The 23,979-nt window shown below is 68.4% G+C and carries 21 protein-coding genes and 1 pseudogene; 6 read left to right on the plus strand and 16 right to left on the minus strand.

The window, feature by feature from the left end; genetic code table 11:
* Window positions 1–262 (plus strand): annotated as a pseudogene (locus tag A5767_RS14035) (SRPBCC family protein); the annotation flags it as partial.
* Between the two features lie 2 nt (window positions 263–264).
* Here A5767_RS14035 and A5767_RS14040 read toward each other — a convergent pair.
* From A5767_RS14040 to A5767_RS14055, 4 genes are all read right to left on the minus strand, one after another.
* The gene (locus A5767_RS14040) at window positions 265–768 is read right to left on the minus strand and encodes a flavodoxin family protein (RefSeq protein WP_006551251.1); all 504 of its coding nucleotides are present in this window, start codon (window positions 766–768) and stop codon (window positions 265–267) included.
* A 64-nt stretch (window positions 769–832) separates the two neighbouring features.
* Complete coding sequence (locus tag A5767_RS14045) at window positions 833–1,312, minus strand: hypothetical protein (protein WP_064852531.1); 480 nt, start codon at window positions 1,310–1,312, stop codon at window positions 833–835.
* Complete coding sequence (gene dapB / locus A5767_RS14050) at window positions 1,309–2,064, minus strand: 4-hydroxy-tetrahydrodipicolinate reductase (RefSeq protein ID WP_170318494.1); 756 nt, start codon at window positions 2,062–2,064, stop codon at window positions 1,309–1,311. Before dapB ends, A5767_RS14045 begins: the two co-directional genes overlap by 4 nt.
* Window positions 2,065–2,149: 85 nt before the next feature.
* Window positions 2,150–2,752, minus strand: coding sequence for a TetR/AcrR family transcriptional regulator (locus A5767_RS14055; RefSeq protein ID WP_019289157.1), 603 nt, complete (start codon window positions 2,750–2,752; stop codon window positions 2,150–2,152).
* 23 nt (window positions 2,753–2,775) lie between these two features.
* On the opposite strand from A5767_RS14055, the gene zapE reads away from it, so the two are divergent.
* A complete protein-coding gene (gene zapE, locus A5767_RS14060; RefSeq protein WP_024100669.1) occupies window positions 2,776–3,855 on the plus strand; it encodes a cell division protein ZapE in 1,080 nt (359 codons plus the stop codon).
* On the opposite strand, the gene A5767_RS14065 is transcribed toward zapE, so the two are convergent.
* From A5767_RS14065 to A5767_RS14105, 9 genes are all read right to left on the minus strand, one after another.
* Window positions 3,804–5,141 (minus strand): M16 family metallopeptidase, encoded by a 1,338-nt coding sequence (locus A5767_RS14065; protein ID WP_064852532.1) that lies wholly within the window; start codon window positions 5,139–5,141, stop codon window positions 3,804–3,806. The genes zapE and A5767_RS14065 overlap by 52 nt on opposite strands.
* Before the next feature lie 84 nt (window positions 5,142–5,225).
* The gene (gene narI, locus A5767_RS14070) at window positions 5,226–5,957 is read right to left on the minus strand and encodes a respiratory nitrate reductase subunit gamma (RefSeq protein WP_064060418.1); all 732 of its coding nucleotides are present in this window, start codon (window positions 5,955–5,957) and stop codon (window positions 5,226–5,228) included.
* Window positions 5,954–6,619 carry a nitrate reductase molybdenum cofactor assembly chaperone gene (narJ, locus tag A5767_RS14075; RefSeq protein WP_064852533.1) on the minus strand — a complete coding sequence of 222 codons (666 nt, stop codon included), beginning with the start codon at window positions 6,617–6,619 and terminating at the stop codon, window positions 5,954–5,956. The genes narI and narJ overlap by 4 nt, the downstream gene beginning before the upstream one ends.
* Entirely contained in the window at window positions 6,616–8,286 is a 1,671-nt protein-coding gene (narH, locus tag A5767_RS14080) for a nitrate reductase subunit beta (RefSeq protein WP_064060416.1), read from the minus strand. Before narH ends, narJ begins: the two co-directional genes overlap by 4 nt.
* Before the next feature lie 25 nt (window positions 8,287–8,311).
* Window positions 8,312–12,007, minus strand: a complete 3,696-nt coding sequence (locus A5767_RS14085; protein ID WP_064852534.1) for a nitrate reductase subunit alpha — start codon at window positions 12,005–12,007, stop codon at window positions 8,312–8,314.
* Window positions 12,004–13,239, minus strand: coding sequence for a nitrate/nitrite transporter (locus A5767_RS14090; protein WP_064852535.1), 1,236 nt, complete (start codon window positions 13,237–13,239; stop codon window positions 12,004–12,006). The genes A5767_RS14085 and A5767_RS14090 overlap by 4 nt, the downstream gene beginning before the upstream one ends.
* A gap of 204 nt (window positions 13,240–13,443) precedes the next feature.
* Entirely contained in the window at window positions 13,444–15,729 is a 2,286-nt protein-coding gene (locus tag A5767_RS14095; protein ID WP_006551262.1) for a polyribonucleotide nucleotidyltransferase, read from the minus strand.
* A gap of 324 nt (window positions 15,730–16,053) precedes the next feature.
* Window positions 16,054–16,323: a 30S ribosomal protein S15 gene (gene rpsO, locus A5767_RS14100; protein ID WP_006551263.1), complete on the minus strand. Its 270-nt coding sequence runs from the start codon at window positions 16,321–16,323 to the stop codon at window positions 16,054–16,056.
* A gap of 646 nt (window positions 16,324–16,969) precedes the next feature.
* Window positions 16,970–17,938 (minus strand): bifunctional riboflavin kinase/FAD synthetase, encoded by a 969-nt coding sequence (locus tag A5767_RS14105; RefSeq protein ID WP_006551264.1) that lies wholly within the window; start codon window positions 17,936–17,938, stop codon window positions 16,970–16,972.
* A 158-nt stretch (window positions 17,939–18,096) separates the two neighbouring features.
* On the opposite strand from A5767_RS14105, the gene A5767_RS14110 reads away from it, so the two are divergent.
* The 4 genes from A5767_RS14110 to A5767_RS14125 are packed head-to-tail and all read left to right on the plus strand — an operon-like array spanning window position 18,097 to window position 21,381.
* Window positions 18,097–18,984 (plus strand): metal ABC transporter substrate-binding protein, encoded by an 888-nt coding sequence (locus A5767_RS14110; protein WP_006551265.1) that lies wholly within the window; start codon window positions 18,097–18,099, stop codon window positions 18,982–18,984.
* Window positions 18,981–19,778: a metal ABC transporter ATP-binding protein gene (locus A5767_RS14115; RefSeq protein ID WP_006551266.1), complete on the plus strand. Its 798-nt coding sequence runs from the start codon at window positions 18,981–18,983 to the stop codon at window positions 19,776–19,778. Before A5767_RS14110 ends, A5767_RS14115 begins: the two co-directional genes overlap by 4 nt.
* Complete coding sequence (locus A5767_RS14120) at window positions 19,775–20,668, plus strand: metal ABC transporter permease (protein ID WP_064852536.1); 894 nt, start codon at window positions 19,775–19,777, stop codon at window positions 20,666–20,668. Before A5767_RS14115 ends, A5767_RS14120 begins: the two co-directional genes overlap by 4 nt.
* Window positions 20,669–20,688: 20 nt before the next feature.
* Window positions 20,689–21,381 carry a metal-dependent transcriptional regulator gene (locus tag A5767_RS14125; RefSeq protein ID WP_006551268.1) on the plus strand — a complete coding sequence of 231 codons (693 nt, stop codon included), beginning with the start codon at window positions 20,689–20,691 and terminating at the stop codon, window positions 21,379–21,381.
* 31 nt (window positions 21,382–21,412) lie between these two features.
* Here the strand turns inward: A5767_RS14125 and truB are convergent, their stop codons facing one another.
* Genes truB through A5767_RS14140 form a run of 3 tightly spaced genes read right to left on the minus strand, consistent with a single transcriptional unit; the run spans window position 21,413 to window position 23,978 of the window.
* A complete protein-coding gene (gene truB, locus A5767_RS14130) occupies window positions 21,413–22,336 on the minus strand; it encodes a tRNA pseudouridine(55) synthase TruB (RefSeq protein ID WP_064852537.1) in 924 nt (307 codons plus the stop codon).
* The gene (npt, locus tag A5767_RS14135) at window positions 22,336–22,998 is read right to left on the minus strand and encodes a 4'-phosphopantetheinyl transferase Npt (RefSeq protein WP_024100661.1); all 663 of its coding nucleotides are present in this window, start codon (window positions 22,996–22,998) and stop codon (window positions 22,336–22,338) included. The genes truB and npt overlap by 1 nt, the downstream gene beginning before the upstream one ends.
* Before the next feature lie 41 nt (window positions 22,999–23,039).
* On the minus strand, window positions 23,040–23,978 hold the full coding sequence (locus A5767_RS14140; protein WP_064852538.1) for a metallophosphoesterase family protein: 939 nt from the start codon (window positions 23,976–23,978) through the stop codon (window positions 23,040–23,042).
* Between the last annotated feature and the right edge of the window lies 1 nt (window position 23,979).

Genomic DNA, 23,979 nt, shown 5'->3' on the forward strand with positions numbered 1-23,979 from the left:
CATCACCGACGAGCAGGTCGTCGAGTACTCCTGGAACGGCGACGGGTCGATGTCGTGGACCCTGGTGGAGAGCAGCCAGCAGCGCCAGCAGGACGGCGCCTACACCCTCACCGCCAAGGGATCCGGCACGACGGCCGAGTTCTCACTGACCATCGATCCGAAGGTCCCCATCCCCGGATTCCTCGTGCGGCGCGCCGAGAAGATGGCCCTCGAAACCGCCGGAAAGGGCCTCAAGTCGTTCACGGAGAAGAACTTCCGCTGACGTCAGATGTCACCGGCCGCGGTCGCCGCGACGATGGCGCCGAGCTCGTAGCACTGCTCGCGTACCTTCGCGTCGACCGGTCCGGTGATCTCGAGATCGGCAGCAGCCTGCACGAGACCCAACCCGGTGGTCAAGCGCCGAACCGACGCCACAGCGCCGGCGGTGTCGTTGTTCCCGTGCACCCACAGACCGTAGGGACGGCCGGCCACGGCATCGAGACACGGGTAGTAGACCGTGTCGAAGAAGTGCTTGAGCGCACCCGACATGTAACCGAAATTGGCTGTCGTGCCGAACAGGAAGCCGTCGGCGGCCAGCACATCGGGCACCGTGGCGCCCAGCGCGGGGACCACCCGGACGGTGACACCCGTGATCTCCGGGTCCCGCGCTCCCTCCAGGACGGCTTCGAGGATCTCGCGAGTCGGCGGCGAGGGGGTGTGATGCACCACCAGCACTGTGCGGGATCCGTCCTCGCGCCCTGCCTCGCCCGACCCTGCCCGGTCTTCCACAGCCTCGTCCGTCACATCAGCAGGCTGCTGCACCATCTCGAGGTTGTCAAAGCCGCTCGCCGGTTCAGGAACCGGCGTGGCCGTCCCGTTCGAGCTTCTCGAGCGCAACGGCTCGGCGCATCGTCTCCCGCGCACGACTGCGGTCGCCCGCATAGTCGTAGGCGCGTGCGAGCCGGTAGGAGTTGCGCCAGTTGTCGGGGTCGGCTTCCCATTCCTGCTTCACGGTCGCGAACAGTTCGTCGGCGGCGTCCCGCTCGATCCGGCCCGACGGCATGCGAGGCAGATCGTCGATGTCGAGTTCGAGGCCTTCGTCGTGGATCCGCCGCGCGAGGTGCTGATGCTGCAGCCCTGCGCGGAGGGTCGCGTAGACGATCCAGGCTCCCACGATCGGGAGAATGAGGATGCCGATCCCGAGACCGATCGCCGCGACCTCACCGGACCGGGCCAGTTCCAGGCCGGTGGAGCCGAGCAGAACGAAGTAGAACCCCAGCGCCACCACGATGAACGCAATGGGGACGAGGACCTTGAGCGAGCCGGTTCTCACAGGTCGAGGAGGGGATCGATTCCGACGGTCAGACCCGGTCGCTTACCGATCTCCCGCACACCGAGCAGCACGCCGGGAGCGAAGGAGGAACGGTCGATCGAGTCGTGCCGAATGGTGAGGGTCTCGCCCTGGGTGCCGAGCAGCACCTCCTGGTGAGCGACGAGGCCGGCGAGACGCACGGAGTGCACGCGGACACCGTCGACGTCACCGCCGCGCGCACCGTCGAGTTCGGTGGTGGTGGCGTCCGGGCTCGGAGCCACACCGGCCTCGGCGCGGGCCTGCGCGATCAGACGGGCGGTGCGGTAGGCGGTGCCGGACGGGGCGTCGGCCTTGTTCGGATGGTGCAGCTCGATCACCTCGACGGAATCGAAGAACCGGGCGGCGGCCTGAGCGAAGCGCATCGACAGCACGGCACCGATCGCGAAGTTCGGCGCGATGAGCACGCCCACCTCGGGGCGGTCGGCGAGCCAGCTCCGCACCCGGTCGAGGCGCTCGTCGTCGAAGCCGGTGGTTCCGACCACGGCGTGGATGCCGTTCTCGACGAGGAAGTGCAGGTTGTCCATGACGACGTCGGGGTGGGTGAAGTCGACGACCACCTGGGTCTGCGAGTTCACGAAGGCGTCGAGGCTGTCGCCCTTGTCGACGGTGGCGACGAGCTCGAGATCGGACGCGGCGTCGACGGCGGCGCAGATCGCCTGGCCGACCTTGCCGGCAGCACCGAGTACACCCACCCGAACCTTTGTTGCATCCACTTGCGTCGTCACGCCCTTTCGTTGCCGTCTCCCCCGGAAATCCTACGCAACCACCCGTAGACGTCCCGAGCGGGTCGAACGCCACCTACTGCTGCGCGCAGAGCGCGTCGAGCCACAGAGCGACCGCCGAACGGATCTCGTCGACGCACGCCGTGTCCGAATCCGAGGATGTATGGGCACGAGCGCCGTGGGTGCGGTCGAACAGAACTCCTTCGAGCACGGTCACCAGATCGCGCCCCGCGGTCTCGGGGTCCGGCGCACCGAGCTCCCGCACGAGATCGGTGGCCGCGGAGATCGAGAACATGCAGGCCGCGAGCGCCTCGGCAGCCTCCGGTTCGAGGCGCGCGTCGGGCGCGAGCGCGTAGCGAGCCAGCACATCGGTGCGACGCACAGTGAGCAGGCGTTCGAGATAGCGCGCGATCAGGTCGGCAGGAGGGCTCGGGTCGCCGGTCGTGTCGTCGAACAGCGCGGCGAAATCCGCGCGCGACCGTTCGGCGAGGCGGGTGATCGCAGCCGAGACGAGCGCGTGGCGGGTGCGGAAGTAGTAGGAGGTCGATCCCTTCGGCAGGCCGAGGTGCACGTCGACGCCCGTGTGCGTCACCGCGTGGTTGCCACCGCGCGCGGCGAGTTCGAGGGCGGCATCGCTGATGGCCGTGCGCCGGGAGGGACGTTCGGGTGAAGTCGTCACTCTACGATGATAGAGTAACGGCCGTGAGGTTGCGCCGACGCAGAAACCGCATGTCGCCGAACACCGCCTCGTCGAACCCCGTCCCCCGCACGGTCTTCGAGGACGCCTCGCGCAGCCGGGGGTTCGTGCTCGATCCCGCGCAACACGACGCTGTCGAACAGCTGTGTCATCCCGAGCGCCCGAACGTCTACCTGTGGGGCCCACCCGGACGCGGCAAGAGCTGGCTCGCCGACGTGTACTTCTCGGCCTATCCCGGACGGAACAAGCTGCGCGTCCACTTCCACGAGTTCTTCCGCGACCTGCACGTCGAGCTGCGACGGCACCGCTTCGATCTCGACGCCGCACTCGATCACCTGATCGGCCGCGCCGAACTCGTGTGCTTCGACGAATTCCACGTCCACGATCCGGCGGACGGCACGTTCGTCGCCCGGCTGTTCCCCGCACTGCTCGCTCGCCGCACGCGTCTCGTCCTGACCTCGAACTATCCTCCACGCGACCTGCTCCCCAACCCGCTCTTCCACGACGGCTTCGTCCCGACGATCGAGCTCGTCGAGCGGAGCGCGACCATCGTCGCTCTGGACGGTCCGCGCGACCACCGGCTCGGCTCCGACCATGCGAAGGGATTCGCATCGGGGATCTGGGCCGTCTCCCCGTCCGATCCGCAGCTACGACGGCTCGGTCTCGAGCGGCCGGCACCGGTTGAACATCGGGTTCTGCGCCCGGCGGGGCGTCCACTCCGCGCCCTACGGGCCGAGAAGGACTGTCTCTGGTTCGATTTCCGCGATCTCTGCGGGCATCCCACGGCTCCGGCCGACTATCTGGCGCTCGCGGCGGACCACTTGTTCTGGGTCGTCGACAAGATCCCGGATCTGACGACCGTGGGTCGCGAACCCGCGCAGCGGTTCGCCAATCTCGTGGATGTGCTCCACGACCGCGACGTGCGGGTCGTGTTCGTCTCGGAGGTCGCGGCGTCGGAACTCGCTGCCGCGGTGGGACCCGTCGCGCACGACATCGGACGCCTCCGGAGCCGACTGGCTCAGCTGAGGACGATTCAGGACACGAGCGCGCGCACCGACGCCGGAAGATCACGCGTGCGCCGGTAGGGGCCGGCGACGGCGACCGCGAACGGCCGGTGCAGCAGGTCGGCTGCCACGCTGCGCACCTCCTCGGTGGACACCGACGAGATGCGTTCGAGGGTCTCAGTGATGCCCCAGTGCTGCCCGTAGCTCAGTTCGCTGCGGCCGATCCGGTGCATGCGCGCCCCGGTGTCCTCGAGTCCGAGCACGAGACCGCCGCGCAGCGACCCCTTTGCGCGAGCGCATTCCGCGTCGGTGATGCCGTGTTCGGCCACGTCGGTGAGCACCTCACGGACCACCGCGGCGACCTCACCGAGATTGTCGGGCTGGCAGCCCGCGTACACGGAGAAGGCGCCGGTGTCGGCGAAGGTGTCGGTGCCGGAGTACACCGAGTAGGCCAGGCCCCGCTTCTCGCGCACCTCCTGGAACAGGCGCGAACTCAGCCCACCGCCGATGGCTGCGTTGAGCACCGACAGCGCCCAGCGACGCCCGTCGTGCCGACCGAAGGACCGCACGCCGAGCGTCAGGTGCGCCTGCTCGTTGTCGCGCTCGACGATGCTCATCGTCGGCGCAGTGCGCAGTTCGAGCCGTCCGTCGCGGCAGGGCGCAGGGGTGGCCGCGTCGTCCAGGTGACCGGCGAAGGCGCGGCGGACCAGTTCGACGGTGTGCGCGTGGTCGACGTTGCCGGCGACCGCGACGACCATCCGCGGCGGGGTGTAGCGGCGCACATGGAACGAGTGCAGCTGGGTCCGGGTCATGGACTCGATCGACTCGACGGATCCGATGATCGGCCGGCCGATGGGGTGATCGCCGTACAGCGCGGTGAGCAGCGAGTCGCCGAGCAGATCCTCCGGATCGTCGTCGCGCATCGCGATCTCCTCGAGCACCACCTGACGCTCGACGTCGACGTCCGCGCTCAGGCACCGGCCGCGCAGGACGACGTCTGCGACGACGTCGACGGCGATCGGCAGGTCGTCGTCGAGCACGTGCGCGTAGAAGCAGGTGTGTTCCTTGCTGGTGAACGCGTTGAGCTCTCCCCCGATCCCGTCCATCGTCTCGGCGATGTCGAGAGCGGTACGCGTCGGGGTCGCCTTGAACAGCAGGTGCTCGAGGAAGTGGGCGGCGCCTGCGACCGACGGTTGTTCGTCGCGGGATCCGACACCGACCCACACGCCGACGGCCGCCGAGCGCACTCCCGGGACGTGCTCGGTGACGACCCGCACTCCCCCGGGAAGGACCGAGCGGCGGACGCCGGTGGCCGCGACGGGTGCGGGGGTCGAAGCGTCGTTCTTCACGTGGGAACTGGAAGCCATGGGGATCTTCGGTGGTCCTGACAAGGTCGGAGGGCGCGGAACATTTCACAGTACACCGGGACTGTCCCCCACCATCGGTCGCGCTCACCACCCCCGTCGTTGCGGTTGCGAACCCACGAGCCGGCCGGGACGTGCCTCCTCGCGGCTGCGGTAGACGATGTACGGCCGGAACAGGTATCCGACGGGGGCACTGAAGGCGTGGACTAGGCGGGTGAACGGCCATATCGCGAAGAGCACGAGGCCGATCAGCGCGTGCAGCTGGAAGCTGAACGGCGCCTCCACCATCAGGTCGCCGCGGGGTTGCAGGACCCAGATCGACCGGAACCACGGCGAGACGGTCTCCCGGTAGTTGTGTTCCTCGCCCACGACACCCGACCCCATCAGCGTGGTGGCGAGACCCGCCACGATCGCGGCGACGAGCACGACATACATGACCTTGTCGTTGAGAGTGGTGGCGCTGAAGACGGGACCGCTGGTGCGACGGCGATACACGAGCAGGGAGATGCCGACGAGCGTCGAGACACCCGCGATCGTGCCGAGCGTGATGGCCTGCACATGATAGGCGTGCTGACTCAATCCCACGGCGTCGGTCCACGACTGCGGGATCACCAGGCCGATGACGTGGCCGACGATCACGACCAGGATCCCGAAGTGGAACATGGGGCTCGCGATGCGCAGCAACCGCGCCTCGTACAGCTGGGACGAACGGGTGGTCCATCCGAACTTGTCGTATCGGTACCGCCACCAGGTCCCCACCGCGACGATCGCGAGCGTCACGTACGGCACCACGTCCCAGAAGATCTCTCCTGCACTCATGATTCCGGAACTCCTCGCCGGGGCGGCACCGTCAGGGTGAAGGGCTGCAGACCGATCGACTCTCGGGGCGGTCCCGCCTGCGCGAGGCGCCGGGCCCGTTCCTCGTCCCGGTCGGTGACCGGCGGGAGCGTCGCGCACACGGCTGCGACGACCTGCGCGTACGGCGAGCCGGCCTCGTGCAGGGAGGTGTGCAGCACGTCGAGGGCCACCCGATACCGGGTGAGGAGTTCCTCGCCCGCGGCGGGATCCACGGTGGCCGCGAATTCGAGGACGACCGGCAGATGGTCGGGTGATTCGTGGGCGGGCGGCTCGACGCCCGAGGCGCGGTAGGCACTCGCGAAGGCGTGCATCTCGGCGCCGCGATTCCGGGTGTCGCCCGCGGTCCAGTAGGTCAGGTACATCGTCGAGCGTCGCCGCAGGTCGAAGGTCTCGACGTACCGCTGGGCCAGGACGAGCAGATCCGGTTCGTCCAGTGCGCGGATCGCCGTCCCCAGCATGTCCTGCTCGGGACCGGTGATGTGGTCGACGAGCTGCCCGGCGACGTCCAGCCGTCCGGCGTGTCCGGCGTCGGGATAGGCGAGCAGCAGCGACGCGGCCTGACGGACGAGGCGACGGTGCAGGGCGCGATCGACGCCGGCGCGCCGTGGACGCAGCAGTCTCATTGCTTCTCCCCCCTCGTGTCGTGACCGCCCGGGAACATGCCCGTCGGTACGCCCTTGCCGTCCCAGTTCAGGAGGTTCACCCGCGACGGGTTCGACGCGTTCGCCGCCATCCCCTCACTGGTCTGCCGCTGTGCGAGGGCGTGGAAGGTCTCGACCGCCACCGGGACCGGGACGCCGCTGGCCTCCCCGAACGGACCCGACTCGTACATGCCGGGGCCACCTTCGTAGGACAGCGCGCAGTCCGTCGCCGACTCCTCGAGCCGATGTCCTTCGGCCGCGTAGGCGGTCGGGATGACGTACCGCTCGTCGTACTTGGCGAGCGCGAGGAGCCGGTACATCTCGTAGATCCGTTCCTCGGTCATGCCGACGGCCTCGGGGATCTCGGGGCGGGTCTCGCGGCCGAGATTGATGTCGCGCATGTAGGAGCGCATCGCGGCGAGTCGTCGCAACACCGCCTCGACCGTCGCGGTGTCCCCGGCGGTGAACAGTTCCGCGAGGTACGCGATGGGGATGCGCAGGGCGTCGAGGGCGCCGAACAGGTTGCCGATGTCCTCGCCGTCGTGTCCCTCCCGGCTGACGGCGTCGACGACCGGTGACAGCGGTGGCACGTACCAGACCATCGGCATCGTCCGGTATTCCGGATGCAGCGGCAACGCGACCCGGTACGTGCTGATCAGGTCGTAGACCGGGGACCGTTGCGCGGCCTCGATCCACTCGTCGGAGATGCCCTCGGCGCGGGCGCCGGCGATCACCTCGGGGTCACGGGGGTCGAGCAGCAGGCCGCGTTGCGCCTCGTACAGGTCGGTGTCGTTCTCCACCGATGCCGCCTCCAGGACCCGATCGACGTCGTAGAGGACCAGACCGATGTACCGGAGCCTGCCCACGCATGTCTCCGAACACACGGTCGGCAGCCCCACCTCGACCCGCGGGTAGCAGAAGGTGCACTTCTCGGCCTTCCCGGTCTTGTGGTTGAAGTACACCTTCTTGTACGGGCATCCGGACACGCACATCCGCCAGCCGCGGCACCGGTCCTGGTCGACGAGGACGATGCCGTCCTCCGACCGCTTGTACATCGCGCCGGACGGACACGACGCCACACACGACGGGTTGAGGCAGTGCTCGCAGATCCGCGGCAGGTAGAACATGAAGGTCTGCTCGAACTCGAGCTTGATCCGGTCGCCGACCTTCTTCAGGATCGGGTCGTCGGGCACGATCGCCGGTGAGCCACCGAGGTTGTCGTCCCAGTTCGCCGACCATTCCACCTTCATCGGTTCACCGGAGATGAGGCTGCGCGGCGAGGCCACCGGGACGTGGTCGCCGAGCGGGGCGTTCGTCAGGTTGTCGTAGTCGTAGGTCCACGGTTCGTAGTAGTCGTGGATCGACGGCATCTTCGGGTTCGAGAAGATGCGGGCGAGTTTCGCGAGGCGTCCACCGTCGCGGAGACGCAGCCGTCCCTTGGTATCCCGGACCCAGCCACCGCGCCAGCGTTCCTGGTCCTCGTAGGTGCGCGGATAGCCCTGGCCCGGGCGGGTTTCGACGTTGTTGAACCACACGTACTCGGTGCCCGACCGGTTGGTCCACGCCTGTTTGCAGGTCACCGAGCAGGTGTGGCATCCAATGCACTTGTCGAGGTTCATCACCATCGCGAGTTGTGCCATGACCTTCACGATCGCCTCACTTCCTGCTCACACATCAGTAGACGACCTCCTGGGATCGGCGACGCACGATCGTCACCTCGTCGCGCTGGTTGCCCGTCGGGCCGAGATAGTTGAACGCGTAGGCCGTCTGCGCGTATCCACCGGCCAGGTGGCTCGGCTTGATGAGGATGCGGGTCAGCGAATTGTGGATGCCGCCGCGGCGTCCGGTGGTCTCGCTGCGCGGGACATCGATGACGCGGTCCTGGGCGTGGTAGACGAACACCACCCCTTCGGGCATCCGGTGCGAGACGATCGCCCGGCACACCACGACACCGTTGCGGTTGACGGCCTCGACCCAGTCGTTGTCGCTCACCGAGATCTTTGCGGCGTCGGCCGGCGACATCCACATCGTCGGCCCACCCCGGGACAGCGACAGCATGAACAGGTTGTCCTGATATTCCGAGTGGATCGACCACTTCGAGTGCGGGGTCAGGTATCTCACCGTCAGACCGACACCGTCGCCGGAGCCGACCGCCTGCTCGCCGAACAACCGCGACATGTCGAGTGGGGGCCGGTAGACCGGGAGCTGCTCCCCGAGCTCTTCGAGCCAGTCGTGGTCGACGTAGAAGTGCATCCGGCCCGTCAACGTGTGGAACGGTTTCAGCTCCTCGATGTTCATCGTGAACGGCGCGTACCGGCGACCTCCCGTTTCGCTCCCCGACCATTCCGGGCTCGTGATGACCGGTACGGGACGGGCCTGGGTGTCGGCGTAGGTGATCCGCCGTTCCTCGCTGCCCTCCGCGAGGTGCACGAGTCGCCGTCCGGTGCGTTTCTCCAGTTCACGGAAACCCTCGACGGCGAGCCTGCCGTTGGACGTGCCCGACAGCGCGAGGATCGTGTCGGCCATGCGTTCGGCGGTGGTGATCGCCGGACGTCCCTGTCCGGCACCGGAATCCATCACGCCGAATCTCTGTGCCAGTTCGGCGACCTCACGGTCCGGCCGGGTCACGACGCCCTTGGTGTTCAACCCGAGGGACTCGACGAGCGGACCGAGCGTCGCCCACTTCTCCGCGATCGCACCGTAGTCCCGTTCGACGACGGTGAGCGGACCCATCGTCCTCCCCGGAACCGGCACCTCGCCGGTCGAGCGCCAGTCCCGCTCGGTGCCGGACGGATACGCCATCGCTGCGGGCGTGTCGTGCTGCAGTGTCCCCATCACGATGTCGGTGCGGGTTCCCAGGTGGGTCCGGGCGAGGGTGCTGAAGGTCTGTGCGATGGCGCCGAAAGCGTCGTAGTCCGAACGGGTTTCCCAGGGCGGATCGACCGCTGCGGTGAACGCGTGGATGTAGGGGTGCATGTCGGTGCTCGACAGGTCGCCCTTCTCGTACCAGGTCGCGGCGGGCAGGACGATGTCGGAGAACAACGTTGTCGAGGTCATGCGGAAGTCGATCGACATGAGCAGGTCGAGTTTTCCTTCGGGCAGGTCGTCGGGCCACGCCACCTCACCGGGCCGCAGGCCGGGGGCCGTCGGCTCGGCCTGCACGTTGGAATCGGTGCCGAGCAGGTGCCGCAGGAAATACTCGTTGCCCTTGCTGGACGAGCCGAGCAGGTTCGACCGCCACACGCTGAGCACGCGCGGCCAGTTCCGCGGGTCGTCGGGGTCGGTCACCGACAGTTTCAGTTCACCCGAGGCGAGTTGCTGCGCGACGTGCTGCGGGATCTCCCGTCCCGCCGCCCGTGCCTGTTCGGCAATCTCGTGGGTGTTGCGGTCGAACTGGGGATAGAAGGGTGTCCAGCCCATGGCGACCGCGGACGCCATGACGTCCATCGTGTGCTTGTCGCGGAAACGACCTCGTCCCAGCGGACTGGCCAGCGCGTCGGCACGGTAACCGTCGTAGCGCCACTGGTCGGTGTGCACGTACCAGTAGGAGGTGCCGGCCATCTGGCGAGGTGGGCGAGACCAGTCCGTCCCCATCGCCATGGCCGCCCATCCCGTGACGGGACGGCACTTCTCCTGGCCGACGTAGTGCGCCCACCCGCCTCCGTTGCGTCCCATGCAGCCGGTGAGCATGAGCAGCGCAAGTACGGCGCGATAGGTCGCGTCGCCGTGGAACCACTGGCAGATGCCGGCCCCCATGATGATCATCGAACGCCCGCCCGACTCCTCGGCGTTGCGTGCGAACTCCGTCGCGATCCGGATCGCCTGGGCCGCGGGCACCCCGGTGAGGGCCTCCTGCCAGGCCGGGGTGTACGGCGAGCCCGGGTCGTCGTACCCGCTCGGCCACTGCCCGGGCAGGTCGAGCTCCGGACGGTTCACCCCGTACTGCGCGAGCATCAGGTCGAAGACGGTGCACACGAGGTGGTCCCCGATCCGACGGACCGGCACGCCCCGTTCGATGCTTTCACCGTGCCCGTCGACGGTGTCGAAGCTCGGCAGGTACACCGCCGCGGTCTCGCCCGCTCCCCCGCCGCGGGGCGCGACCGTCAATGTCGGGACGAGGTCGCCGAGTTCGAGATTCCACTTTCCGATGCCGTCGTCGCCGTAGCGGAAGCCGAGGGAGCCCGGGGGTACGACGACGGTGTCGGTCGCACCGTCGACGAAGACCGGTTTGAAGGCCGCGTTCTCGACGCTGTGCCCGAGATCGGCGGCGGTGAGGTTCTTGCCCGGCACGAGCCTTCCGTCGCGTTCCTCGACCCGCACGAGGAAGGGCAGGTCGGTGTACCGGCGCACGTAGTCGACGAAGAACGGCACGCGCTGCCGCACATAGAACTCGGTGAGGAGCACGTGGCCCATCGCCATCGCCAGGGCACCGTCGGTACCGGCCGCGCACGCCATCCACTCGTCGGCGAACTTGGTGTTGTCGGCGTAGTCCGGACTCACCGAGACGACCTTGGTGCCGCGGTAGCGGACCTCCGTCATCCAGTGCGCGTCCGGGGTGCGGGTGACGGGCACGTTCGAACCCCACATCATCAGGTAGGAGGCGTCCCACCAGTCCCCGGACTCGGGTACGTCGGTCTGATCGCCGAAGACCTGCGGCGACGCCACCGGTAGGTCGGCGTACCAGTCGTAGAACGACGTCATCACGCCGCCGAGCAGTTCGACGAACCGGGATCCGGCGGCGAAGGAGACCATCGACATGGCGGGGATCGGCGAGAAGCCGGCCACCCGGTCGGGTCCGTACTCCTTGATGGTGTGGACGTGCGCGGCGGCGATCATCTCGGTGGCCTCGGCCCACGTGACGCGCACCAGTCCGCCCTTGCCGCGGGCACGCTGGTAGCGGCGGCGCCGTTCGGGATCGTTCTGGACGTCGGCCCAGGCGAGCACCGGATCGCCGAGTCGCTGCCGCGCCTCCCGGTACATCTCGACGAGCAGCCCGCGCGCGTACGGATAGCGCACGCGCGTCGGCGAGTAGGTGTACCAGGAGAAGGCCGCGCCGCGCGGGCATCCACGCGGTTCGTACTCAGGACGGTCGGGACCGACTGTCGGATAGTCGGTTTCCTGGGTCTCCCAGGTGATGATGCCGTCCTTGACGTAGATCTTCCACGAGCACGAGCCGGTGCAGTTCACCCCGTGGGTCGAGCGGACGACCTTGTCGTGGCTCCAGCGGTCCCGGTAGAAGATGTCGCCCTCGCGGCCACCGCGCCGCGTGACCGTGCGTGTGTCGTCGGACTGCTCGCCGGAGGTGAAGAACCGTCCGCTGCGCACGAGCAGTTCCTCGATCCGGTTCCCGACTCCGGCGGTGTCCGTCACGGCTTCTCCTCACGTACGTCGCGGGTTCCGGATCGTGCGACAGGGGGCGGTTCATGGGCGTGCAGCCGAAATGCGGTGTAGAACAGGCACACCAGTGCCGTCGCCGCGAGCAGGAGCAGACCGACGGTGTAGTCGTTGCCTTCGGCGTCGTAGGTCGCGCCCATCACCAGTGGCGGGAAGTAGCCGCCGAGCCCACCGGCAGCGGCGACGATGCCGGTGACACTGCCCACTGTGTGCGCCGGGGCGCGGCGCGCCACCCACGCGAAGACACCGCCGGTGCCGATGCCGAGGAAGATCGCCATTGTGATGAACGTCAGCGCCGACCACAGGTCGGGCGGGGGCTGGAAGGTCGCGATCACCGCCATCACGGCGGTGCCGGTGAACGAGGCCAGGACCACGTATTTCGGCGGCACCCGGTCCGACAGCGCTCCGCCCACGGGCCGGGCGAGGACGGCGGCGAGCGCGAAACCCGCCGTGCGCGTACCGGCGTCGACGGCGGAGAAGCCGTAGATCGTCTTGATGTAGGTGGGCAGATAGTTGCTGAACGCCACGAATCCGCCGAACACGACCGCGTACAGGAACGACATCTCCCAGGTCACACCGAGTTTCGCCGCGGCTGTCAGTTTGGGCAGCACCGGGTCGGTGTTGGGACGGAAATCGGGAGCATTGCGCATCACCAGGATGCACACCACGGCGGTCACGGCGAGGGCGGCCGCCACGACGATGTGGGTGGGCACCAGCCCGAACCAGTTCACGAAACGCGGGGTGAAGAAGGCCGACAGGGCCGTGCCCACCATGCCCGCCCCGAACACGCCGGTCGCGAAGCCGCGGCGGGCGGGTTCGTACCAGTTGTTGGCGAACGGGATCCCGACCGCGAAGATCGTGCCGGCGATGCCGAGGAAGAACCCGCAGACCAGGAGCAGCGGATAGGAGCCGGCCTCGGCGGCGAATCCGACCGCGACGACGGGAACGATCGACGACAGCGAGACGGCGATGAACATCGCCCGTCCGCCGTACCGGTCCGTCATCGCCCCGACCGCGATGCGGCCGAGGGAGCCCACGAGGATCGGCGTGGCCACCAACATCGACGCTTCCGTGCTGCTGAGCGACATGTCGGTGGCGTAGGTCGTCGACAGCGGCCCGATCATGTTCCAGGCCCAGAAGTTGATGGCGGACACCCAGGTTGCCAGAGCCAGATTCGCTCCGCGCAACCACCCGAGATCCGCCTGCATGCCCGTTCTCACATACTCAGGGAACCATTCCCGGGCGCGGTCCGGACCCGGTTCGGCGGAACCTCACCCGGATGACATCCGGCCGTTGCACCCCGGTAACCATGGTCTGCCGGAAACGCCGCACCCGTGGTGCCCGCCCGGATGTCGGGCGCCACGGGTGCGGGGCTCACGCGCCCACCGGGAACCGGCAGGCGGGTGGGGTGATCAGGACTCGGCGTTCTCGCCGGTCGCAGCAGCCTCGGCCGACTCGTCCTCGACGGGGACGAGGCTGATCTTGCCGCGGTTGTCGATGTCGGCGATCTCGACGCGGATCTTCGAACCGACGTTCACGACGTCCTCGACCTTGGCGATGCGCTTGCCGTTGCCGAGCTTGCTGATGTGCACCAGGCCGTCGCGGCCGGGGAGCAGGGAGACGAACGCTCCGAACGCCGTGGTCTTGACCACGGTGCCGAGGAAGCGCTCGCCGACCTTCGGCAGCTGCGGGTTGGCGATGGCGTTGATCTTGTCGATCGCGGCCTGCGCGGACGGGCCGTCCGCTGCACCGACGTAGACGGTGCCGTCATCTTCGATGGAGATGTTGGCGCCGGTCTCCTCGGTGATCGAGTTGATCATCTTGCCCTTGGGGCCGATGACCTCACCGATCTTGTCCATCGGGACCTTGATGGTGGTGATTCGCGGAGCGAACTCGCTCATCTCGTCGGGCGTGTCGATGGCCTCGGCCATGACCTCGAGGATCGTGGCGCGGGCATCGTGGGCCTGCGAGAGCGCACCGGCGAGGACCTGCGACGGGATACCGTCGAGCTTGGTGTCGAGCTGCAGGGCGGTCACGAAGTCCTTCGTGCCGGCGACCTTGAAGTCCATGTCGCCGAACGCGTCCTCCGCACCGAGGATGTCGGTGAGGGCGACGTAGCGGGTCTCGCGGGTACCGTCCTCGAGCTCGATCTCGTCGGAGACCAGGCCCATCGCGATGCCCGCGACGGGGGCCTTCAGCGGCACACCGGCGTTGAGCATCGACAGGGTCGAGGCGCACACCGAACCCATCGAGGTCGAGCCGTTGGAGCTCAGGGCCTCGGATACCTGACGGATCGCGTAGGGGAACTCCTCCTGGCTCGGCAGAACCGGGATGAGCGCGCGCTCTGCGAGGGCACCGTGGCCGATCTCGCGACGCTTCGGGGAGCCCACACGACCGGTCTCACCGGTGGAGTACGGCGGGAAGTTGTAGTGGTGCATGTAGCGCTTGCTGGTCTCGGGGCCGAGCGAGTCGACCTGCTGCGCCATCTTCACCATGTCGAGCGTGGTGACACCCATGATCTGGGTCTCGCCACGCTCGAACAGCGCCGAACCGTGAGCGCGCGGCACCACGGCGACCTCGGCCGAGAGCGCACGGATGTCGGTGACACCGCGGCCGTCGATGCGAAACTGGTCGCGCAGGATGCGCTGGCGCACGAGCTTCTTGGTGAGCGAGCGGAAGGCTGCGCCGATCTCCTTCTCGCGACCCTCGAAGTTCGGGGCGACCTGCTCGAGCACCTCGACCTTGATCTCGTCGGTGCGATCGTCGCGCTCCTGCTTGCCGGCGATAGTGAGCGCCTCGGCGAGCTTCTCCCCCGCGGCGGCCTCGACCGCGGCGTAGACGTCGTCCTGGTAGGCCGGGAACAGCGGGAAGTCGCCGGTCGGCTTGGCCGAGGCGGCGGCGAGCTGCTGCTGTGCGATGCACAGGCGCGCGATGAACGGCTTGGCGGCCTCGAGGCCCTCGGCGACGATCGTCTCGGTCGGTGCCTGCGCACCACCGTCGACGAGCGCGATGACGTTCTCGGTCGCCTCGGCCTCGACCATCATGATCGCGACGTCCGCGGTGTCGGGGTTGTCTCCCCCACCGACGATGCGACCGGCGACGACCATGTCGAAGACGGCGTTCTCGAGCTGCTCGACGGTCGGGAACGCGACCCACTGGCCCGACTTGTTGTCGTCGGAGACGATGAGCGCGACACGCACGCCACCGACCGGGCCGGAGAACGGCAGGCCGGCGAGCTGGGTGGAGGCCGACGCGGCGTTGATCGCGACGACGTCGTAGAGGTCGTTCGGGTTCAGGCTCAGAACCGTGACGACGACCTGGATCTCGTTGCGCAGACCGTCGACGAAGGACGGGCGCAGCGGCCGGTCGATCAGACGGCAGGTCAGGATCGCGTCGGTGGAGGGGCGTCCCTCCCGACGGAAGAACGAGCCGGGGATGCGACCCGCGGCGTACATGCGCTCCTCGACGTCCACCGTCAACGGGAAGAAGTCGAACTGGTCCTTGGGCTGCTTCGAGGCGCTGGTGGCCGAAAGCAGCATGGTCTCGTCGTCGAGATAGGCGACGACCGAACCGGCGGCCTGGCGTGCGAGGCGGCCGGTCTCGAAACGGATGGTGCGGGTGCCGTAGGCACCGTTGTCGAGCGTTGCGGTGGTCTCGTAGACCCCTTCGTCGATCTCGACTGCGGTAGTGCTTGTCATCTGTATGTCTTCTCTTCCCTCTTCGTCTTCGCCGTACCCGCGCGGGCGCCGCGACCCCCGTGGCCACGGCTGCGCACCGACTCACGGAGGCGGTCGTCGATCGAAACCCTCCGGCGGATTCGGGATACGACACCCGACGGGACCGGAAGGTCACTACCGAGGACCGACACCGTCGGTGCATACGGATCATCACCATTGGAGGCGATGGAAGTCGCCGGCCGAACCGGCACAAACACCGACAGCCAACGAGGCCCAGTGTAGTGGGTACCCCGTCGGCTGCCGGAAAAGATCAGCGAATGCAGATCAGGTCGTGTCCTGTCCGCGTCAGCGACGCAGACCCAGACGCTGGATGAGCGAGCGGTAACGCTCGACGTCGACCTTCTCGACGTACTTCAGCAGGCGGCGACGACGACCGACCAGCAGCAGCAGGCCGCGGCGGGAGTGGTGGTCGTGCTTGTGCTGCTTGAGGTGCTCGGTGAGGTCCACGATGCGCTTGGTGAGCAGTGCCACCTGCGCCTCGGGGGAGCCGGTGTCGGTCTCGTGGAGGCCGTACTCGCCGAGGATCTGCTTCTTCTGTTCGGTGGTCAGAGCCACTGGGTCACTCCTGTACAACTGACGTCCGCGTGACGGTAGACGGACCGGAGTCCGCCCGGTACGGCCACCGCGAACCGCAGCGCGCACCGACGGTCCAGCCTATCAGAGCCGACTTCTGCCGCCGAACCACGATCGGGTTCAGCGCCGGCCGGCACCCGCGCGGCCCACCGCGGCCGACACCTCGGCGAAAACCTGGTCGAGCAACTCGACGTACCGGTCGATGTCGCGGTCGGGACGGAGGTCGTCCCGTGCCGGGGCCAGGACGGTGACCGCCGAGCGCCACGGGTACCGCCGCGTACTCCGAGGGCAGATCCTCCCCGCGCTCGCGGTAGTAGCGCTCGATCGCGAGCGACACCGTCGTCGACGGCGAGGTCGGCCTTCACCCAGTAGGGATAGTCCAGTGAGCCCGGCGCGTCGGCGATCCGACGTGCCAGAGCACTGACCAGGTGCATGCGGGAGGCGAAGAACGACAGAATCGACTCGCGGTCCGGGGTGCGCCCCCGGTCCTCGGAGAAGACGGCGGACAAGACCTTTTTCGTACCGAACTCGCAGTTGCGTTCGTTCGGACGACACCGGACGGTCGACGGACACCCACGTCACTCGAGAGTCGGTGTCACTCGGAAGTCGGTGTCACTCGAAGTCGGTGTCACTGGGGAGTCTTCGTGAGAACCTCTCGCGCCCGTTCGGCGTCGCGGTGCATCGCGGAGATCAACGCTTCCACGGAATCGAACTTCTCCATGCCCCGCAGCCGCTCGACGAAGTCGACCGCCACGTGCTGGCCGTAGAGATCGGCCTTCTCGTCGAGGACGAACGCCTCCACCGTGCGCTTGCGTCCGGAGAAGGTCGGATTGGTGCCCACCGACACGGCTGCGAGGTAGCGCTGACCAGCTGTGAGTCCCTCGACGGGAGAACCGGAGTCGAGCACCGTGAACCAGGCCGCGTACACGCCGTCGGCGGGGATCGCCGCGTAGATCGGCGGTGCGACGTTGGCGGTCGGGAATCCGAGTCCGCGACCGCGACCGTCGCCGTGCACGACCACGCCTTCGACCCGGTGCGGGCGACCGAGTGCGTCCGCGGCCGCAACGACGTCCCCGGCGTCGACGCACGAACGAATGTAGGTCGACGAGAACGTCACGGCGTGCTCGGCGACCAGCGTGAGCCCCTGCACCGCGAACCCGAAACGCTCACCGATCGAGCGCAGCATGTCGACGGTGCCGGCCGCCTTCTTTCCGAAGGTGAAGTTCTCCCCCACGACCACCTCGGCCACGTGCAGTCGCTCGACGAGGATCTCGTGGGCGTACCGCTCCGGCGAGAGCTTCATGAATTCCGGGGTGAACGGCATGACGCAGAAAACGTCGATACCGAGTTCCTCGGCGAGCTCGGCGCGTCGCGCGAGGGTGGTCAGCTGCGCCGGGTGGCTGCCCGGGCGGACCACTTCCATGGGGTGGGGATCGAAGGTCATGAGCACGGCGGCCACACCGCGTGCCCGCGCGGCCTCGACGGCACGCGCTATGAGCTGCTGATGGCCGCGGTGTACGCCGTCGAACACGCCGATCGTGAGTACACACCGACCCCAGTCCGCAGGAATTTCGTCCAGACCTCGCCATCTCTGCACATCGGCAGCCTACGGCCCGTGAGCGGGTCGGGCACGCCCGGATGGCTCCCGGAGCGCCCCACATGACGGTGACGGCTCGGCGAATGCATAATTTCGGTGTGCCGAACTTTTCGTCGAGAGCCCACAGAACACGGTCCGTATCCTCCCGTGCCGGTCGCATGATCGCCACCTTCGCGGCCACGGCCTGCGCCGCCGCCCTCGCGGCATGTTCGACCACCGGTTCCGCCGACGATCGGCCCCTGGTCCTGACCACCTTCACCGTCCTCGCCGACATGGCGCGCAACGTCGGCGGCGACCACGTGCGGGTCGAGTCCATCACCAAGCCCGGCGCCGAGGTCCACGGCTACGAGCCCACGCCGGGCGACCTGCGGTTCGCGACCGAGGCCGACCTCGTCCTCGACAACGGACTCGGTCTCGAGCGGTGGTTCGAACAGTTCGTCGCCGATGTCGACGCCGAGCACGTGGTCGTGAGCGAGGGTGTGGACCCACTGCCGATCGGTGAGGGCGCGACGACGGGTCCCTACAACCCCCACGCCTGGATGTCCCCGCTCGCCGCCCGCGTCTACGTCGACAACATCGCCGCGGCACTGGCCGACCTCGCCCCCGAGCACGCGGACGACTTCGCGGCCCGCGCCGAGGCCTACAAGGCCGAACTCGACGGTCTCCACACCGAACTCGTCACCGCCCTCGACAGCGTGCCCGCCGACCGGCGCGCACTCGTCACCTGTGAGGGCGCGTTCAGCTATCTCGCGCGCGACGCCGGGCTGCAGGAGGCCTATCTGTGGCCGGTGAACTCCGACCAGCAGGGCACCCCGCAGCAGATCGCCCGGACCGTCGATTTCGTGCGCACCAACGAGGTTCCGGCGGTGTTCTGCGAATCGACCGTCTCGGACAAGGCGCAACGGCAGGTCGCGGCCGATACCGGAACGGAATTCGGCGGAATCCTCTACGTCGATTCGCTCTCCGAGGCGGACGGTCCCGTCCCCACCTACCTCGATCTGCTCCGACACGACATCGACGTCATCACGACGGGACTGAGGCCATGACTTCGACACTCGACACACCGGCACTGTTCGTCGACGACGTGACGGTGCGCTACGACACCGTCCTGGCCCTGCAGAACGTCACCCTGAAACTCGCACCCGGCCGCGTCTGCGGACTCGTGGGAACCAACGGCTCGGGTAAGTCGACGCTGTTCAAGACGATCATGGGTCTCGTACGACCCACCTCGGGTCGCGTCACCATCGGCGGGACGACCACCGCCGTGGCGCGTCGCCGCACGCAGGTCGCCTACGTGCCGCAGTCCGAGGCCGTCGACTGGAACTTCCCGATCGGCGTGCGCGACGTCGTCATGACGGGCCGCTACGGCCACCAGGGCTTCCTGCGCCGCCCGCGCCCCGCCGACCACGAGGCCGTCGACGCCGCGCTCGAACGCGTGGGCATGACCGCGTTGTCCGGCCGGCAGATCGGGCAGCTCTCGGGCGGCCAGCGCAAGCGTGTCTTCGTGGCACGGGCGATCGCGCAGGGCTCGCCGCTGCTGCTGCTCGACGAGCCGTTCGCGGGGGTCGACACCACCACCGAGCACGCGCTGACCGGCGTCATCCGCGAACTGGCGGCGAGCGGCCACGCGATCCTCGTCGCCACCCACGATCTTGCAGGTCTGGCGCAACTGTGCGACGAGGCGGTACTGCTGCAGCGGCGCGTGCTCGTGCACGGCTCCCCCGAGGAGGTCCTCCTCCCGGAAAACCTCGCCCGCGCCTTCGGCGCTCCCCCACCTGCGAACGGTGGACGAGCCGAGGACGTCGCACGGGAGACATACGCACAGGAGGCCGGACGATGATCGACGTGCTGATCGAACCCCTGCAGTACGGCTTCATGCAGCGCGCGCTGCTCGTCGCGGTCGCCGCGACGATCGTGTGCGCGCTGCTCAGCTGCTGGCTCGTGCTCATCGGCTGGTCGCTGATGGGCGACGCGGTCTCGCACGCCGTGCTGCCCGGTGTCGTCCTCGCCTATCTGATGGGGGTGCCGTTCGCGCTCGGAGCCCTCGTCTTCGCCGGCATCGCCGTCGCGTTGATCTGGCTCGTCCGCGGCACGAGCCGCGTCAAGGAGGACGCCACCATCGGCATCGTCTTCACGACGCTGTTCGCCCTGGGCGTGGTGCTGATCTCGAAGAACCCGAGCCAGATCGACCTGCACCACGTGCTGTTCGGAAACCTGCTCGGGCTCGCGACGGGCGACGTCTGGCAGGTGTCGATCCTGGCGGCCGTCGTGCTGGCCGTCCTCGTCGCGAAGCGCCGCGATCTGACGCTGTTCGCCTTCGACCGCGTCCAGGCGCACACCCTCGGCCTGTCCCCCGCCGCGCTGTCGGCGTTGCTGTTGTCGCTGCTCGCGGTGACGATCGTCAGCGCGCTGCAGGCGGTCGGCGTGATCCTCGTCGTCGCGATGCTCATCATCCCCGGCGCGACCGCCTATCTGCTCACCGACCGGATGGCCCGGATGCTGGTGATCGCACCGGTACTCGCAGTGATCGCCTCGGTGGTCGGTGTGTACACGAGCTACTACACCGACGCCGCGACCGGCGGCGTGGTGGTGCTCGCCCAGGCCGTGGTCTTCACCCTCGCGTACCTGTTCGCTCCGCGTCAGGGTGTCGTCACCCGGCTCGTGATGCGTCGCCGCGCGCCGGAGGGCGAAAGGACCAGCGAGCCGACGGAGAGCGTGATTCCCGGGTGACGGTTACCTAAGCTGGACGCGTGCCTGAGAGTAACGAGACCACCGCGACCGAGCTGCTGTCCTCGGTCGCACAGGACTATCTCAAGATCATGTGGACGGTCCAGGAGTGGTCCGGGGAGAAGATCTCCACCAAGCTGCTCGCCGAGAAGCTGGGCGTGTCGGCGTCCACGGTGTCCGAAGCGGTACGCCGCCTCGCGGACCAGGGACTCGTCGACCACGAGCGCTACGGCGCGATCTCCCTCACCGACGAGGGCCGGCAGGCCGCCGTGGCGATGGTCCGGCGCCACCGCCTCATCGAGACCTTCCTGGTCCGCGAGCTCGGCTACGGGTGGGACGAAGTGCACGACGAGGCCGAGATCCTCGAGCACGCCGTCTCCGAACGGATGGTCGCAGCGATCGACACCAAACTCGGTCATCCCGAACGCGACCCGCACGGCGACCCGATCCCGGCACCCGACGGCACGATCCCGTCACCACCCGCCCGCGCCCTGAGCGAGTTCAACGACGGCGACCACGGCCGCGTGGCCCGCATCTCCGACTCCGACCCCGCGATGCTGCGCTACTTCGACGAGGTCGGGATCGCCCTCGACACCGACATCACCGTGCTCGAACGTCGCGACTTCGCCGGAACCATCTCGGTCCGGTTGGGCCGGACCGAGGGCCGCACGATCGATCTCGGTCACCCGGCGGCGGAAGCGATCTGGCTCGTCTGAGCCGGCTGCGATCCGGACCGTCCGAGCCCGCTCACATGTTGGAGGGACGCACCACGAACACCGCCGCAGCCCGCTTGCCCCTCTCCTGCAGCAGCGCCGCGGCCCGACCCTGCGCATCCACGGCGCCGTAGACGCCGTGGATCCCGACGGGCTCGAGCCAGCGGCCGTTCGCGAGCAGCCCCACCTCCTCGTCGCTGATGGTGCGGCACTCGAAGGCCGTGCGCACGGCCGCGTCGATGTCGAGGCTCGGCGTCGGGTCGTCGGCGAGCTGTTCGAGCGTGCGGGCATGTTCGAGGCCGAACGGGCCGACCTTCGTGCGACGCAGCGCCGTGAGATGACCGCCCACTCCGAGGGCCGCGCCGAGATCGCGTGCGAGCGCCCGAATGTAGGTGCCGGACGAGCAGTCCACGTCGACGTCGACGTCCACGAAGCCGCTCCCGGGCACATCGCGGCGGGCGAGGACGTCGAACCGCGAGACCGTGACCGGCCGGGCCTTCAACTCGACCGCCTCCCCCTCGCGCATGCGGGCGTAGGCGCGCTTGCCGTCGATCTTGATGGCGCTGACGCTGGCGGGCACCTGCTCGATGTCGCCTGTCAGCGCGGCCACGCCCTCGCCGATCTGCTCGTCGGTCACGTGCGTCGCATCGGTGGTCGCGACGGTCTCGCCTTCCGCGTCGTCCGTGACGGTGCTCTGCCCGAGACGGATCGTCGCGGTGTACGACTTGGTCGTCAGTGCGAGCAGCCCGAGCAGCTTGGTGGCGCGCTCGACGCCGAGGACGAGCACGCCCGTCGCCATGGGGTCGAGAGTGCCCGCGTGCCCGACCTTGCGGGTGCCGAGCAGTCGGCGGCAGCGCGCCACCACGTCGTGGCTCGTCATGCCGGCGGGCTTGTCGACGACGAGCAGGCCTGCGCGGGCGAGTGCCGGATGTTCCTGCGGGGGTGCGGCGTCGTTCATCAGCGCACCGTGATCGCGGTGAGGACGAGACCGTCGGCGATGAGCCACCGTCCGTCGAAGCCCGTCAGCGGCTGCCCGTCGAGGGTGTCGCCGGGGACGAGCAGTCGCGAGTGGAAGGTGCCGGTGACCACGTCCGAGGTGGTGTCGCGCTCGAAGGTGATGTGGGCGTCCTCGAAGCCCAGCCACCTCTTCGTCAGCGGGAACCACGCCTTGTAGGTGGCCTCCTTGGCGCAGAACAGCAGACGGTCCCAGTGCAGGTCGTCGCCGGCCGAGGCGAGCCACTCGCGTTCGGGTTCGAGGCTCACCGCGGGCAGCACCCCGTCGGGGAGCACGTCGTGCGGTTCGGCGTCGATGCCGAGCGATCGGATCTGCAGCGAATAGCCCAGCACGGCACCGCGATAGCCGTCGCAGTGGGTGAGGCTGCCGACGACGCCGCGAGGCCAGACGGGATCGCCCATCTCTCCGCGCAGTACCGGCGCGGGGTCGACGCCGAGGGTGCGCATGGCCTGGCGGGCGCAATGACGGGCACCGGCGAACTCGCGGCGCCGCTTCTCCACGGCCCGCGCCACGAGCGGCTCCTCCTGGGGATGCGGCCGCAGTCCCGGTGGGTCCTCGAACAACTCGGCTGCAGCGATGCCGTCCGGCACGATGCGCCCGATCAGCGCGCCGCGCGTGTCCGTCTTCTGCCCGGTGTCCGGTTCGGTCACCGCAACTCCTTCTCTCGTTGAGCCCGCATCTTCTCGGCCTCGGCTTCCATCTCGGGGGTCACGGTGAAATGACCGCCCCACTTGTTCAGGCTGCCCGGCGGATACTCCGGGACGGGGAGGATCTGCCGCAGGGGCTGCTCCGGCATGCCGCGTCGCTGCCATTCGCGCGGGTAGCCGACCGAGACCTCCTCGAAGCGCACCCCGTCGTAGTAGGTGGTCCGCGGGATATGCAGGTGGCCGTACACGCTGCACAGCGCCCGGTAGCGCAGGTGCCAGTCGGCCGTCTCGGTGGTACCGCACCACAGGGCGAACTCGGGGTAGAACAGCATCCGCGTGGGTTCGCGCACCAGCGGGAAGTGGTTGATCAGCACGGTGGGCAGGGCGGGGTCGAGCGAGTCGAGACGGGCGCGGGTCTGATCCACGCGTACCCGGCACCAGGTGTCGCGCGTGATGTACGGATCCGGCTTCAGCAGGAACTCGTCGGTCGCGACGACGTTGCGTTCGCGCGCGAGCGCGAGCCCGTCCGCCTTCGTCGTGGTGCCCTCCGGCAGGAACGAGTAGTCGTAGAGCAGGAACATCGGCACGAGCACCACCGGCCCGTCCTCGCCCTCCCAGATCGGATACGGATCCTCGGGGGTGAGCACGTCGAGTTCGCGGCACATCGTGACGAGATAGTCGTAGCGCGCGACCCCGAACATCTGCACGGGGTCCTTGGCGGTCGTCCACAGTTCGTGGTTGCCGGGCACCCAGATCACCTTCGCGAACCGGCTGCGGAGCAGCGACAGCGCCCACCGGATGTCGTCGGTCTTCTCCGACACGTCGCCCGCGACGATCAACCAGTCGTCGGGCGACTCCGGATACAGGTCCTCGGTGACCGGCCGGTTGCCCCGATGGCCCACATGGATGTCGCTGATCGCCCACAGCTTCGCTGCCACG

The sequence above is a fragment of the Rhodococcus sp. 852002-51564_SCH6189132-a genome (assembly GCF_001665495.1).
Classification (GTDB): domain Bacteria; phylum Actinomycetota; class Actinomycetes; order Mycobacteriales; family Mycobacteriaceae; genus Rhodococcus; species Rhodococcus pyridinivorans.